We start from the raw sequence: 14,068 nt of genomic DNA on the forward strand, positions 1-14,068 counted from the left end.
GGCGGTTGCGGCCGGGCGCCCGGGCGCCCCTTGATCCGCCTCAAGTGCGTTCTACACCCGCCAGGGGGCGCCAACAAGCGAACAGGCGCTCTTTGCATGGCCGGAGAAACCCGCATTTCGCCTTGTCCTGCATCAACATCAGGCTTTTTCCTCTTGCGCGGAGCGTCCTACATTGACCCTGGACAAAATGTCCAATCGACAAACGCGCTAGCAGTATTACATTGCCGGGAGTTCCGTAATCCGCGTTTTCCCGCATGCCCGTTCACACTCCAACACCCCGACGGCTGGCTTGGCCGGCGGCCGCGCTGGCCAGCCTGCTGCTGGCCGGCTGCAGCAAGGCCGTCGTGCTCAACCCGGCCGGCGACGTGGCCGCCCAGCAGGGCAACCTCGTCGTCACCGCCACGCTGCTGATGCTGATCATCATCGTGCCGGTCATCATCCTCATCCTGCTGTTCGCCTGGAAGTACCGCCACAGCAACCAGGACGCCGCCTACGAGCCCGACTGGCACCACTCCACCACGCTGGAGCTGATCATCTGGACCGTGCCCCTGATGATCATCATCGCCCTGGGGGCGCTGACCTGGATCGGCACGCACAAGCTCGACCCCTACCGCCCGCTGGACCGCATCGACGCCCAGCGCCCGCTGCCCGCAGGCGTCAAGCCGCTGGAGGTGCAGGTGGTGGCCATGGACTGGAAGTGGCTGTTCCTCTACCCCGAGCAGGGCATCGCCACCGTGAACGAGCTGGCCGCGCCGGTGGACCGGCCCATCCTGTTCAAGCTGACGGCCACCTCGACCATGAACGCCTTCTACGTGCCCGACCTGGCGGGGATGATCTACGCCATGCCCGGCATGCAGACCGAGCTGAACGCCGTCATCAACCAGCCGGGCGTGTTCCACGGCCTGGCCTCGCATTACAGCGGCCCGGGCTTCTCGGGCATGACGTTCAAGTTCCACGGCCTGTCGGACGAGGGCTTCGCTCAGTGGGTGGACAAGGCCCGCGCCGAGGGCAAGGCGCTGGACCAGGCCAGCTACCTGCAGCTGGCCCAGCCCAGCGAGCGCGACCCTGTGCAGCGCTTTGCCAGCGTGCAGGGCGGGCTGTACGACCGCATCCTGAACCGCTGCGTGGAGGACGGCCGCACCTGCATGCACGAGCAGATGGCCATGGACGCGCGCGCCGCCGCCGGCCTGCCGCGCGACATGTGCACCCCGGCCGATGCGCCGCAGATCGTCGCCGCGCTCGGCCTGCGCGCCAGCGACGCACCCTGACCCCCGAGATTCGACATGCCTGAACAAATGACTCCCAACCACTGGCTGCTGGGCCGCATCACGTGGGATTCCATCCCCATGGTGCACGAGCCCATCCTGCTGTGGACCTTCATCGCCGTGGTGCTGGGCGGCCTGGTGGTGCTGGCCGGCCTGAGCAAGTACCGCCTGTGGACACCGCTGTGGCGCGACTGGATCTGCTCCATCGACCACAAGAAGATCGGCATCATGTACATGATCCTCGGCCTGGTCATGTTCCTGCGCGGCTTCGCCGACGCGGTCATGATGCGGCTGCAGCAGTCCATGGCCTTCGGCGAGAGCATGGGCTACCTGCCGCCACACCACTACGACCAGATCTTCACCGCCCACGGCGTGATCATGATCTTCTTCGTGGCCATGCCCTTCGTCACCGGGCTGATGAACTACCTGGTGCCGCTGCAGATCGGCGCGCGCGACGTATCCTTCCCGTTCCTGAACAACTTCAGCTTCTGGATGACCACCGGCGGCGCCGTGCTGATCATGGTGTCGCTGTTCCTGGGCGAGTTCTCCACCTCCGGCTGGCTGGCGCTGTCCAACCTCGGGGCGCAAAGCCCCGGCGTGGGGCTGGACTACTACATCTGGGGCCTGCAGGTGGCGGGGGTGGGCACGACGCTGTCGGGCATCAACCTGATCGTCACCATCGTCAAGATGCGCGCGCCGGGCATGACGCTCATGAAGATGCCCATCTTCACCTGGACGGCCCTGTGCACCAACGCGCTGATCGTGGCGTCCTTCCCGGTGCTGACGGCCGCCCTGGTGCTGATGAGCCTGGACCGCTACCTGGGCACCAACTTCTTCACGAACGACCTGGGGGGCAACTCCATGCTGTACGTGAACCTGATCTGGATCTGGGGCCACCCGGAGGTCTACATCCTGGTGCTGCCGGCCTTCGGCGTGTTCTCCGAGATCGTGCCCACGTTCACGCGCAAGCGCCTGTTCGGCTACACCTCCATGGTCTACGCCACCGTGGTCATCACGCTGCTGTCGTACCTGGTGTGGCTGCACCACTTCTTCACCATGGGCTCGGGCGCCACGGTGAACACCTTCTTCGGCATCACGACGATGATCATCTCGATCCCGACGGGCGCCAAGATCTTCAACTGGCTGTTCACCATGTACAAGGGCCGCATCCGCTTCACGGTGCCCATGCTGTGGACCATCGGCTTCATGTGCACCTTCGCCATCGGCGGCATGACGGGCGTGCTGCTGGCCGTGCCGCCGGCGGACTTCGTGCTGCACAACTCGCTGTTCCTGATCGCCCACTTCCACAACGTGATCATCGGCGGCGTGGTGTTCGCGGTGTTCGCGGGCATCAACTACTGGTTCCCCAAGGCCTTCGGTTACCGCCTGGTCGAGTCCTGGGGCCGCGCCTCCTTCTGGTTCTGGCTGGTGGGCTTCTGGGTGGCGTTCCTGCCGCTGTACATCCTCGGCCTGATGGGCGTGACGCGCCGCGTGAACCACTTCGAGGACCCATCCCTGCAGATCTGGTTCGTGATCGCCGCCTTCGGCGCCGCGCTGATCGCCATCGGCATCGCCTGCTTCTTCGTGCAGCTGTTCGTCAGCTACCAGCGCAGGAGCGAGCTGCGCGACGTGACGGGCGACCCGTGGGACGCGCGCACGCTGGAGTGGGCCACCTCGTCGCCCCCGCCGCAGTACAACTTCGCCTTCACGCCCGTGGCCTATGAGATCGACGCCTGGTGGGACATGAAGAAGCACGGCTACCGCCGTCCGCTGTCGGGCTTCGCGCCCATCCACATGCCGGCCAACACCGGCGCCGGCTTCGTCATCGCCATGCTGTCCACGGTCTTCGGCTTCGCCATGGTCTGGCACATGTGGCCGCTGGCCATCGGCTCGCTGGCCGCCATCATCCTGGCCACCATCGTGCACACCTTCAACTACCAGCGCGATTACTACATCCCCGCGGCCGAAGTGGCCGCCGTGGAAGAGTCGCGCACCCAGCAACTGGCCGCCGCATCGCATGTCTGACGTCACCCTGAACCCCGCCGGCGGCGCTGCTGCTGCCGCCGCCGCGCCGCGCCAGTACCACCTGGCGCACGAGCCGCACCCGCAAAACGGCACCTCGCTGGGCTTTTGGCTGTACCTGATGAGCGACGTGCTCATCTTCGCGGCCCTGTTCGCCACCTATGGCGTGCTGGGTCGGGCCTATGCCGGCGGCCCCACGGGCGCCGAGCTGTTCGACCTGAAGCTGGTGGCCATCAACACGGCCTTCCTGCTGCTGTCGTCCATCACCTTCGGCTTCGCCATGCTGCAAAAGCAGGCGAAGAACGTGGGCGGCACGCTGCTGTGGCTGGCCGTCACCGGCGTGCTGGGCCTGGCCTTCCTGGGGGTGGAGCTGTACGAGTTCGCCCACCTCTTCCACGTCGGCGCCACGCCGCAGACCAGCGCCTTCCTGTCCGCGTTCTTCACGCTGGTGGGTACGCACGGCCTGCACGTGACCTTCGGCATCATCTGGCTCATCACGCTGATGATCCAGATCTCCAAGCATGGGCTGACCCCCGCCAACGTGCGCCGCGTCAACTGCCTGTCCATGTTCTGGCACTTCCTGGACGTGGTCTGGGTGGGCGTGTTCACCTTCGTGTACCTGATGGGAGTGCTGTAAGCATCATGAGCACACAACAACTTCATCCTGCCCACGGCGAGCACCACGACGAGCACCACGACGGCGACGACTTGCACGTCAGCATGTCCGACTATGTCAAGGGCTTCGTGCTGGCCGTCATCCTGACGGTCATTCCCTTCTGGCTGGTCATGGCCGGCGTCATCCAGGACCGTGCCACCCTGGTGGTGGTGCTGGGCGTGCTGGCCGCCGTGCAGATCGTCGTGCACATGGTGTATTTCCTGCACATGAACGGCAAGGTCCAGGGCGGCTGGACGCTGCTGTCCACCATCTTTGCCGTGATCTTCGTGGGCGTGACCATCGCCGGCACCCTGTGGGTCATGTTCCACATGAACGCCCACATGATGCCGGACCACGCCAACCCCATGGCCATGCAGCCTGCGGCCCCGCACGGCCACGCCGCCACGCCTTGACCGCACCACCCTCCAGCGCGACCCACGGCAGGCCGCGCTCCGCCTTCGTGCTGGCCCTGCTGGCGCTGGCAGGGGCCGGCCTGTTTGTATTGTTCGCCGCGCTGGGCTGGTGGCAGGCCGAGCGCCGCGTCTGGAAGCTGGCGCTGATCGAGCGGGTGGAGCAGCGTCTGCATGCCGCGCCCGCCGCCCTGCCCCCGCGCAGCCAGTGGCCGCAGGCCAGCGCCGCCGACCACGAGTACCTGCCCGTGCAGGTGCAGGGCCGCTGGCTGACCGCCAAGACGGTGTTGACCCAGGCCACCACCGAGCTGGGCTCCGGCTGGTGGGTGCTGACGCCTCTGGCAGTGGCGGGCGGCGGCCAGGTACTGGTCAACCGCGGCTTCATCCCCGACACGCTGCGCGCCCAATGGCCGGCACGCGACCCGTTGGCCCGGCAGGCCGAAGGCGCCCCCGCCCAGGTCACCGGTCTGCTGCGCATGAGCGAGCCCGGCGGCGGATTTCTGCGCCGCAACGCACCCGCCGAGGGCCGCTGGCATTCGCGCGACGTGGCCGCCATCGCCCAGGCCCAGGGGCTGGGCGATGCCGCACCCTTTTTCATCGACGCCGGCATTCCCGGCACGCGCCCCGCGGCGGCGCCCGCGGCCGGCAGCGACGGCCCCTGGCCGCGCCCGGGTCTGACCGTGGTGCAGTTCCACAACAGCCACCTGGTGTACGTCTTCACCTGGTGGGGCCTGGCGGCCATGGTGCTGGGCGCGGCCGTGCTTGTGGCACGCTACGAGCTTCGCGTGCGCGCCCGCCAGCCACGATGACCGAACGCCCCACTGCCTCTCCCGTCGCCCCCGGTCACAAGGCCCGCTCGGCCGACGCGGCCGCGGGACTGAAGAACCTGCACCAGCTCATCCAGCTGCGCTGGTTCGCCGTCATCGGCCAGGTCTTCACCATCGAGGTGGCGCACTACAGCCTGGCGCTGCGGCTGCCGCTGGCCGAGATGCTCATGGTGGTCGCCTGCCTGGCGGCCTACAACGCGATGAGCTGGCTGCGCTGGCGCCTGGGCCTGCGCGTGCGGCCGGTGGAGCTGCTGCTGGCCCTGCTGGTGGACGTGGCCGTGCTTACCGTGCAGCTGTACCTGAGCGGCGGCGCGGGCAACCCCTTCATCTTCCTGTACCTGCTGCAGGTCACCCTGGGCGCGGCGCTGCTGCGCAGCCGGCACGTGTGGACGCTGGTGGCCGTGACCACGCTGTGCGTGGCGCTGCTCACGCGCTTTCATCTGCCGCTGCCGCTGACCATCGACTTCTCGCGCGGCCTGGCCAGCCCCTATGTGCTGGGCCTGCTGGCGTGCTTCGTGCTGAACGCCGCGCTGGTAGCCGTGTTCATGAGCCGCATCGGGCGCAACCTGCGCCAGCGCGACGCGCGCCTGGCCGCCATCCGCCAGCGCGCCGCCGAGGAAGACCACGTGCTGCGCATGGGCCTGCTGGCCTCGGGCGCCGCGCACGAGCTGGGGACGCCGCTGTCCACGCTGGCCGTCATCCTGGGCGACTGGCAGCACGACCCGCAGCTGGCGCGTGATGCCCAACTGCAGCAGGACGTGGCCGAGATGCAGGCCCAGGTGCAGCGCTGCAAGGCCATCGTCAGCGGCATCCTGCTGTCGGCCGGCGAGGCGCGCGGCGAGGCCTCGGCGCAGACCACCGTCTGGCGCTTTCTCGACTCGCTGGTGGCCGAGTGGCGCGCCACCCGCTCCATGCCCGACTTCTTCTACGACAACCGCTTTGCGCCCGACCGCGCCATGGTGGCCGATGCCACGCTGGAGCAAATGGTGTTCAGCGTGCTGGACAATGCCCGCGAAGCCTCGCCCGACTGGGTAGGGCTGGCGGCCGAATCCTGCGGCGAAGGCGGCCAGACGCTGTGCATCACCGTGACCGACCGCGGCCCCGGCTTCGCCCCCGACATACTGCGCCAGCTGGGCAAGCCCTACCACTCCAGCAAGGGCCGCGCCGGCAGCGGCCTGGGCCTGTTCCTGGCGATGCAGGTGGCGCGCACCCTGGGCGGGCGGCTGCAGGCCGGCAACCTGCCCGGCGGCGGCGCCCGTGTCACCATCACGCTGCCGCTGGCCGCGGTTTCGATCTAGATTTGACAACCATGGACACCCCTGAGGACCGCCTGCTGCTGATCGTGGAGGACGACGAGGCCTTCGCGCGCACCCTGGCCCGCTCGTTCGAGCGGCGCGGCTGGCGCGTGCTGCACGCCGGCAGCCTGGCCGAGGTGCAGCAGCAGCTGGCCGAGCACCAGCCCAGCCACGCGGTGGTGGACCTGAAGCTGCGCGGCGAGGCCACCGGCCTGGCCTGCGTGCAGGCCCTGCACGCGGCCAGTGCCGACATGCTGATCGTCGTGCTCACCGGCTTCGCCAGCATCGCCACCGCCGTCGAGGCCATCAAGCTGGGCGCCTGCCAATACCTGGCCAAGCCGTCGAACACCGACGACATCGAAGCCGCCTTCGCCCGCACCGAAGGCGACACCGAGGTGGAGCTCACCAACCGCGCCAGCTCCATCAAGACGCTGGAGTGGGAGCGCATCCACGAGGTGCTGGCAGAGACCGGCTTCAACATCTCCGAGGCCGCGCGGCGGCTGGGCATGCACCGGCGCACCCTCACGCGCAAGCTGGACAAGCGGCGGGTTTAGCAGGCAAATTTGCCTCCAGCCCTTGCTGCATAAGCGCTGGCAGCTATTCTTTTCGTAGTACCGAAGGCCGTGGGGAATTAACCGCGCCGCACGCCGGCGCCGGCGCTTCGACGAAAATCGCGCCCCATGACCCTGAAAAGCCCCGAACTGCTGCTGCCCGCCGGCTCGCTGGACAAGATGCGCGCGGCGTATGACTTCGGCGCCGACGCCGTCTATGCCGGCCAGCCGCGCTACTCCTTGCGCGCGCGCAACAACGAATTCCGCATGGAGCAGATTGCCGAAGGCATCGCCGAGGCCCACGCGCGCGGCAAGAAGTTCTTCGTCACCAGCAACCTGATCGCGCACAACGACAAGGTGCGCACCTATCTGCGCGACATCGAGCCGGTCATCGCGTGCAAGCCCGACGCGTTCATCATGGCCGACCCGGGCCTGATCATGATGGTCAAGGAGAAGTGGCCCGAGACCGAGGTGCACCTCTCGGTGCAGGCCAACACCACCAACTGGGCGACGGTGAAGTTCTGGCAGAAGATGGGCGTGTCGCGCATCATCCTGTCGCGCGAGCTGAGCCTGGACGAGATCGAGAAGATCCGCCAGGAATGCCCGGACATGGAGCTGGAGGTGTTCGTGCACGGCGCGCTGTGCATCGCCTACTCGGGCCGCTGCCTGCTCAGCGGCTACTTCAATCGCCGCGACCCCAACCAGGGCACCTGCACCAACGCCTGCCGCTGGGAATACAAGACCCACGACGCGCAAGTGGACCCCAACACCGGCGAGGCGCTGGCCTCCGGCATGGACAAGGGTTTTGACTTCGCCCAGGCGCGCGAGGAGGCCGACAGCCAGTTCACCAGCACGGTCCCGGGCACGTGTGGCAGCGGCCTGCGCCACCCCAAGGCGGACCAGGTCTACCTGCTCGAGGAAATGGGCCGCCCCGGCGAGCACATGCCCATCATGGAGGACGAGCACGGCACCTACATCATGAACAGCAAGGACCTGCGCGCCGTGGAGCACGTGGAGCGGCTGGTCAAGATCGGCGTCGATTCGCTCAAGATCGAGGGCCGCACCAAGAGCCTGTACTACGTGGCGCGCACCGCCCAGGTCTACCGCCGCGCCATCGACGACGCGGTGGCCGGCCGGCCGTTCAACCCGCACCTGATCACCGACCTGGAAGGCCTGGCCAACCGCGGCTACACCGGCGGCCTGCTGGAGCGCCGCCCCGCCAACGACTACCAGAACTACGAGACCGGCAACAGCGTGCTGCAGCGCGCCCACTTCGTGGGCGAGGTGCGCGGCTTTGCGGACGGTATGGCCGAGGTGGAGACCAAGAACCGTTTCTCGGTCGGCGACACGCTGGAGATCATCCATCCCTCCGGCAACCGGCAGATCGAGTTGAAGGAAATGTTCAACCTCGACGGCGCACCGGTGCAGGTCGCCCAGGGCAGCCCCATCCGCGTGCGCATTCCGCTCGACGGCCCGGCCGAGGGCGCGCTAATCGCTCGCCTGCTCTGATTTGCGTAGCTGCCCGCGCAGGATAGAAGCCGAATTGACGGCAAAGCCCTGTTGAAAACCAGGCGCAGCAAGCGCTGGCAGCTATTGTTTTTGAAAAAAGGCCCTCCCGGGCCTTTCGTTTTTCCCTGTTTCCCATGACCTCTGTGAACCCCGAAGACATCATCGTCCTGCCCGAGCTGCAGGCCTACATCGACCCGCTCACCCCCGACGAAGACGAGGCGCTGGAACGCAGCCTGCTGGCCGAGGGCTGCCGCGACGCGCTGGTGCTGTGGGGCAACGTATTGGTGGACGGCCACAACCGCTACCGCCTGTGCACCCGCCACGGCCTGCCCTTCCAGACGGTGCAGAACACGCGCTTTCAGAACATGGAGGACGTGCACCTGTGGATGATCGACCAGCACCTGGGTCGGCGCAGTGTCTCCGAATTCCAGCGCGGCGTGCTGGCGCTGCGCAAGCGCGAGATCATCGCCAGCCGGCGCGCCGCTGCGGCCGCCGCGGTGGTGGCCGCCAAGGCCCAGCCCGCCGATGAAGAGGCGCCGTGGGAGGGCGAGGCCGACCCGGCCGTGACGCGCGCCCTGTCCAGCGTGCCGCGCGTGCCCGACGACGCCCTGGACACGCGCGAGGCGCTGGCCCGCGCGGCGCGGCTGACGGCCGCCCAGGTCAAGATGATCGAGGCCATCCACCACAGTGCCACGCCGGAGGTGGTGGCCGCCGTCAAGTCGGGCGAGCTGTCGCTGAACACCGCCGCCGTGGTCGCCAGCCTGCCGCAGGACGAGCAAAAGGCCGCCGCTGCCGGTGGCGCGCAGGAACTAAAACAGGCCGCGCGCCGCGTGCGCGAGTCCAAGAAGAAGCCCCGCGCCACGGCCGAGGCCGATGAGGCCGCAGCCACCACCCCACCTGCCGACGCCACGGCCCTGCAGGCGCGCGTGGCCGAGCTGGAGGCGGAGAACCAGCGCCTGCGCGAGCAGGTCAAGGCCCTGCAGGACCTGCTGGCCGAACACGGGGGCTGAGCCCTTCAAACTCCAGCCGCACCCCGTGCGCGCGCTGCAGCCGCAGCAGGTCTTCGGGCGTGTCCACATCGGTGGTGCAGCGCGCGTGGTCCATGGGCACCGCCAGCACCTGCTGCGGATGGGCCCGGCGCCACTCGCGCACGCCCAGGCCACCTTCGGTTCGCAGGATGGCGGTGCGCAAAGCCGGACCAAAGGCGATGGGGTGGCCGGGCTGGCCGTCGTGCCAGGGCACGGCCAGCTCCACACCGGCCGGCCGCGTGCGCCACGCTGCCTGTACGGCCTGCACGTCCTGCAGCTCCAGCAGCGGCTGGTCGCCCAGCAGCACCAGGATCTCGTCCACGTCGTCCCCCAGGGCCGCCAGGCCGCAGCGCAGCGAGCCGCCCGGGCCATCCTCCGGCGCGGGGTTCACGGCCAGAGAAACGCCGGGGCCGCACTGCTGCAGCGCGGCACGCAGCGCCGGTGCGTGGTGGCCCAGCACCACGGCGATGCGCTCCACGCCGGCCGCGCGCAGCAGACGCAGCTGGCGCAGCAGCAGCGGCTCGCCACCCCGGCGCAGCAGGCTCTTGGGGATCAGGCCCATGCGCCGGCCGGCGCCGGCCGCCATCACCACGGCGCCGCGCATCAGCCCACGATGCAGGACGAGCCGGCTGCCGCCAGGGCCTGGCTGTCCTTGACGTGCGCCACGTCCACACCGGGCGGCAGCGCCACGCCGTTCTTCACAGCCAGCACCTCGGCCATGATGCTCACGGCGATCTCGGGCGGGGTCTTGCTGCCGATGTAGATGCCCACCGGGCCGCGCAGGCGCGCCAGGCTCTCCTCGGTCTGCTCCAGGTAGTCAATCATGCGCTGGCGCCGCGCGGCGTTATTGCGCCGGCTGCCGATGGCGCCGATGTAGAAGGCCGGCGTCTGCAGCGCCTGCAACAGGGCCAGGTCGTCCAGCTTGGGGTCGTGCGTCAGGGCGATGACGCAGGTGCGCGCGTCCGGCTGCATGTCGGCCACGGTGTCGTCGGGCATGGTCGCCAGCAGCCGCGCCCCGGGCACGTCGAAGCTGCCCCGGTATTCCTCGCGCGGATCGCAGACGGTGACGGCAAAGCCGCAAAACAGCGCCATGGTGGCCAGGTATTCGCTCATCTGGCCGGCGCCGATGATGAGCATGCGGTACTCCGGCCCGAAGGTGTTGACCAGCTGCCCGGCGTCCATCGCCAGCTCGGCCGGCGCGTCGGCCGGCTCCAGCTGCACCTGGCCATCGGCCAGACGCACGCGCCGGTGCATCAGCCGGCCGCCGTCCAGCGCCTGCACCAGCTGCTGCAGCGCGCCGGCGTCGGGGTCGAACTCCAGCAGCAGCTCCAGCGTGCCCCCGCAGGGCAGGCCGAAGCGGTGCGCCTCGTCGGCGCTGACGCCGTACTTGACCAGGCGCGGCGGCTGGCTGCCCTGCGGCAGCGCGTCGGCAGCCTGCGGCTGGGTGTAGCGGGCGATCAGATCGTCCTCGATGCAGCCGCCCGAGACCGAACCCACCACCGCCCCGTCGGCGCAGAGCGCCATGATGGAGCCCACCGGCCGGGGCGACGAGCCCCAGGTGCGCACGACAGTGGCCAGCAGCGCGCCCCGCCCGGCCAGGCGCCAATCGCGCAGCGCGCGCAGCACGGTGACGTCGAGGTTTTCCATGGCGTGGCCCTTTCTTCCCGTCCTTCAGGCGTTCAGGATGCGGCGGACTCGCCGTCCTGCGCCGCGCCATCCTTGCCGCCGCCGGTCAGCTTGCCCCACATCTTTTTCAGGGCGCCGGGCTGCTCAGCCGGCGCCTCCTCCTCGGCCGGGCCGTGGCGGCGCTGCATTTCTTCCTCGAAGCGCTTGAAGAAACTCTCGGCCATGGACTTGGCCACGCCGTCGATCAGCCGCTGGCCGACCTGCGCGATCTTGCCGCCCACGCTGGCGTGCACGGTGTAGGCCAGCTCGCAGCCCTCGCCCTGCGGCGCCAGCGACACCTGGGCGCTGCCCTTGCCGAAGCCAGCGGCGCCGCCGTTGCCTTCAAAACGCAGGGTGTAGCTGCTGGGCGCCTGCACGTCCGCCAGCTCGATGGCGCCCTTGAAGCGCGCGGCCACCGGGCCGACCTTGATGGCGTTGACCAGCGCGTAGGCGCCCTCGCCTGTGGCCTCGATGCTCTCGCAGCCGGGGATGCAGGCCTGCAGCACCTGCGGGTCGTTCAGCGCGTCCCAGGCCTGCTGCTGGGTGACGGGGAGCTGGCGTGTGCCTTGCATGTCCATGGTGGGTCTCCTTTTCTTCTCGGTCTATCTGACGAGCGCCGCGATGGCCCGGGCCAGCTGCTCCAGCCGCGTGACGTCGTGCACGGCCAGCATGCCGTCGGCGGCCCGGTGCAGCGCCTGCGCGCCCTGCGCCAGTGGCGCGTAGCCGCCAAAGCGCAGCAGCGGGTTGAGCCACAGGATACGCCGCGCGTGGCGCTTGAGCCAGGCGAGCTCCTGCGCCAGCGTCTCGGGCGCGCCCGTGTCCAGCCCGTCGCTGACGATCAGCACCAGCGTGCGTCGGCCCACCAGGCGCCGCGCGTGCCGGGTGCGCAGCTCGGCCAGGCATTCGCCCAGGCGGGTGCCGCCGGCGTAGTCGCGGATGCTGCGGCCGGCCTGGGCCAGCATGGCGTCGGTGTCGGCCTGGGCGAAGGCGGGGGTCAGATCGGTCAAATGGGTGCCGAAGGCGAACGCGTCGCGGCGCAGCCGCACCCGGCGCCCGCCCAGGCTGACCTGCCGCGTGGCGGCATGCAAAAAGGCCAGCAGCAGCCGCGCATAGCGCTCCATGGAGCCGGACACATCCACCAGCAGCAGCAACGGCAGCGACTCGCGCCGGCGCTGGCGCCGCGCCAGGGCCAGCAGCTCGCCCCCGCTGCGCCCGGCCGCGTGCAGGCTGCGCGGCCAGTGCACGCGCGCGCCGCGGCTGCCGGCGCGCACGCGGCGCGCGGCCACCGTGGGCAGCGGCAGGGCGATGTCGCGCACCAGCCGCTCGACCAGCTGGTATTCGCTGGCGCTGAGCTGGTTGAAGTCGGCCGCTTTCAGGCGGGCCAGGGCGCTAGCGCTCATGGCAGCGTCCAGATCCATGGCCTGCGGGGCCGCGGCCGGTGTCTGGGCCTTGGGCGGGGCCAGCGCCTCGCGTACGCGCGGGCGCTCGGGCAGCGGCGCGGCGCAGCCATCGGCGCGCGGCAGCATCTGGGCCAGCAGCTTGTGCGCCAGCTGGGGGTCGCGGAAGAAGGAGTCGAACAGCTCGCGGAACACGCCGCGGTCCTGTTCGCGGCTGACCAGCACCGTCTCCAGCGCCGCGCCGACGTCTTCGCGCCGCGCTAGGCCGGTCAGGGCTAGGGCCTGTTGCGCCAGCGCCATGCGGGCGGCGTCCACCGGCACGCCGGCACGGCGCAGCGCGCGGCCGAAGGCGCCCAGGTTGGCCGCCAGCTTGCCGCGCCGGGCGTCGCCCAGCTGGGGCACGTGATGGCCTGATGCGGCTGTCTGCATGCACGCGTCCCTGCGCTCAAATCCCCTGGCCTGCAGCCTGCAGCACCTGTCCGGCCAGGGCGGGATCCAGGGCGGCCACATCGTCACGCTGCTTGAACAGGATGCCGGCGGTGTCGACGACGATCTCCGGGTCCAGCACCAGGGTGTCCAGCGCCACCAGGGCGCGCGCCCATTCCACCGTCTCGGCGATGCCCGGCGCGCGCTGGAAGTGCGCGCCCTGCGGGCCCGTGCGCAGCTGCTGCACGAAGGCGGTGACCTGGGCGCTGAGCGCCTCCGGGGCGTGCGGCACCAGCGCCCGCACGATGGCCAGTTCGCGCTCGCGGTCCGGGTAGTCCAGCCAGTGGTACAGGCAGCGCCGGCGTGTGGCCTCGCTCAGGTCGCGCGTGCGGTTGCTGGTCAGCAACGTGACGGGCGGCATGGCGGCGCGCACCGTGCCCAGCTCGGGGATGCTGACCTGGTACTCGCCCAGATATTCGAGCAGGAAGGCCTCGAAGGGCTCGTCGGCGCGGTCCACCTCGTCGATCAGCAGCACGGCGCCGGGCGCCGGCGCCTGCAGCGCCTGCAGCAGCGGGCGGCGCACCAGGTAGCGGGGCTGGTACAGCTCCTGCTCCAGCGCGTCGGTGGGGGCCGTGCCCTCGGCCGCGCGCAGGTGCAGCAGCTGGGCGGTGTAGTTCCACTCGTACAGGGCCTCGCGCTGCTCCATGCCGTCAAAGCACTGCAGTCGCAGCAGCTCGCGGCCCAGCACGGCCGCCAGCGCCTTGGCCAGCTCGGTCTTGCCCACGCCAGGCTCGCCCTCCAGCAGCAGCGGCCGGCCCAGGCGCAGCGCCAGGAACACCGCCGTGGCCAGGCGCCGGTCGGCAAAGTAGCCCACGCCCTGCAGTGCCGCCAGCAGCCCGTCGATGGAGTCGGTGGCGCCGAGAGAGCCGGGAGAGGCGGCTGCAGGAGCTGTGGGCATGGAAAGTACGCTATCAAATAAAGAGCTGCCAGCGCTTGTTGGGCGGGCGCTGGAGGCCAA

14 protein-coding genes are annotated in these 14,068 nt (G+C 69.7%); 9 read left to right on the forward strand and 5 right to left on the reverse strand.

Annotation, left to right across the window (positions count from 1 at the left end; translation table 11 throughout):
- Positions 1-254 precede the first annotated feature (254 nt).
- The 9 genes from cyoA to RT282_RS10595 all read left to right on the forward strand — a co-directional run bounded on the left by cyoA (position 255) and on the right by RT282_RS10595 (position 9,544).
- Positions 255-1,268, forward strand: a complete 1,014-nt coding sequence (gene cyoA / locus RT282_RS10555; protein WP_313313759.1) for a ubiquinol oxidase subunit II — start codon at positions 255-257, stop codon at positions 1,266-1,268.
- A gap of 15 nt (positions 1,269-1,283) precedes the next feature.
- Entirely contained in the window at positions 1,284-3,290 is a 2,007-nt protein-coding gene (cyoB, locus tag RT282_RS10560) for a cytochrome o ubiquinol oxidase subunit I (RefSeq protein WP_313313762.1), read from the forward strand.
- Positions 3,283-3,924: a cytochrome o ubiquinol oxidase subunit III gene (gene cyoC / locus RT282_RS10565; protein ID WP_313313771.1), complete on the forward strand. Its 642-nt coding sequence runs from the start codon at positions 3,283-3,285 to the stop codon at positions 3,922-3,924. Before cyoB ends, cyoC begins: the two co-directional genes overlap by 8 nt.
- Before the next feature lie 5 nt (positions 3,925-3,929).
- On the forward strand, positions 3,930-4,355 hold the full coding sequence (gene cyoD, locus RT282_RS10570) for a cytochrome o ubiquinol oxidase subunit IV (RefSeq protein WP_313313774.1): 426 nt from the start codon (positions 3,930-3,932) through the stop codon (positions 4,353-4,355).
- Positions 4,352-5,161: an SURF1 family protein gene (locus RT282_RS10575; RefSeq protein WP_313313776.1), complete on the forward strand. Its 810-nt coding sequence runs from the start codon at positions 4,352-4,354 to the stop codon at positions 5,159-5,161. Before cyoD ends, RT282_RS10575 begins: the two co-directional genes overlap by 4 nt.
- A complete protein-coding gene (locus RT282_RS10580; protein WP_313313791.1) occupies positions 5,158-6,477 on the forward strand; it encodes an ATP-binding protein in 1,320 nt (439 codons plus the stop codon). Before RT282_RS10575 ends, RT282_RS10580 begins: the two co-directional genes overlap by 4 nt.
- Before the next feature lie 11 nt (positions 6,478-6,488).
- Positions 6,489-7,028: a response regulator transcription factor gene (locus tag RT282_RS10585; RefSeq protein WP_312759898.1), complete on the forward strand. Its 540-nt coding sequence runs from the start codon at positions 6,489-6,491 to the stop codon at positions 7,026-7,028.
- A gap of 126 nt (positions 7,029-7,154) precedes the next feature.
- On the forward strand, positions 7,155-8,534 hold the full coding sequence (yegQ, locus tag RT282_RS10590; protein ID WP_313313795.1) for a tRNA 5-hydroxyuridine modification protein YegQ: 1,380 nt from the start codon (positions 7,155-7,157) through the stop codon (positions 8,532-8,534).
- Between the two features lie 134 nt (positions 8,535-8,668).
- Positions 8,669-9,544: a plasmid replication/partition related protein gene (locus RT282_RS10595; RefSeq protein WP_313082348.1), complete on the forward strand. Its 876-nt coding sequence runs from the start codon at positions 8,669-8,671 to the stop codon at positions 9,542-9,544.
- On the opposite strand, the gene RT282_RS10600 is transcribed toward RT282_RS10595, so the two are convergent.
- The 5 genes from RT282_RS10600 to RT282_RS10620 are packed head-to-tail and all read right to left on the reverse strand — an operon-like array spanning position 9,504 to position 14,008.
- On the reverse strand, positions 9,504-10,166 hold the full coding sequence (locus RT282_RS10600) for a nucleotidyltransferase family protein (RefSeq protein WP_313313798.1): 663 nt from the start codon (positions 10,164-10,166) through the stop codon (positions 9,504-9,506). The two genes, RT282_RS10595 and RT282_RS10600, sit on opposite strands and share 41 nt — an antisense overlap.
- On the reverse strand, positions 10,166-11,209 hold the full coding sequence (locus RT282_RS10605) for an XdhC family protein (protein ID WP_313313801.1): 1,044 nt from the start codon (positions 11,207-11,209) through the stop codon (positions 10,166-10,168). Before RT282_RS10605 ends, RT282_RS10600 begins: the two co-directional genes overlap by 1 nt.
- Positions 11,210-11,241: 32 nt before the next feature.
- Positions 11,242-11,805 (reverse strand): carbon monoxide dehydrogenase subunit G, encoded by a 564-nt coding sequence (locus tag RT282_RS10610; protein ID WP_313313803.1) that lies wholly within the window; start codon positions 11,803-11,805, stop codon positions 11,242-11,244.
- 24 nt (positions 11,806-11,829) lie between these two features.
- Entirely contained in the window at positions 11,830-13,053 is a 1,224-nt protein-coding gene (locus tag RT282_RS10615) for a VWA domain-containing protein (protein ID WP_313313805.1), read from the reverse strand.
- A 16-nt stretch (positions 13,054-13,069) separates the two neighbouring features.
- The gene (locus RT282_RS10620; RefSeq protein WP_312306665.1) at positions 13,070-14,008 is read right to left on the reverse strand and encodes a MoxR family ATPase; all 939 of its coding nucleotides are present in this window, start codon (positions 14,006-14,008) and stop codon (positions 13,070-13,072) included.
- Between the last annotated feature and the right edge of the window lie 60 nt (positions 14,009-14,068).

The sequence above is a fragment of the Pulveribacter sp. genome (assembly GCF_032079985.1).
Classification (GTDB): domain Bacteria; phylum Pseudomonadota; class Gammaproteobacteria; order Burkholderiales; family Burkholderiaceae_C; genus Melaminivora.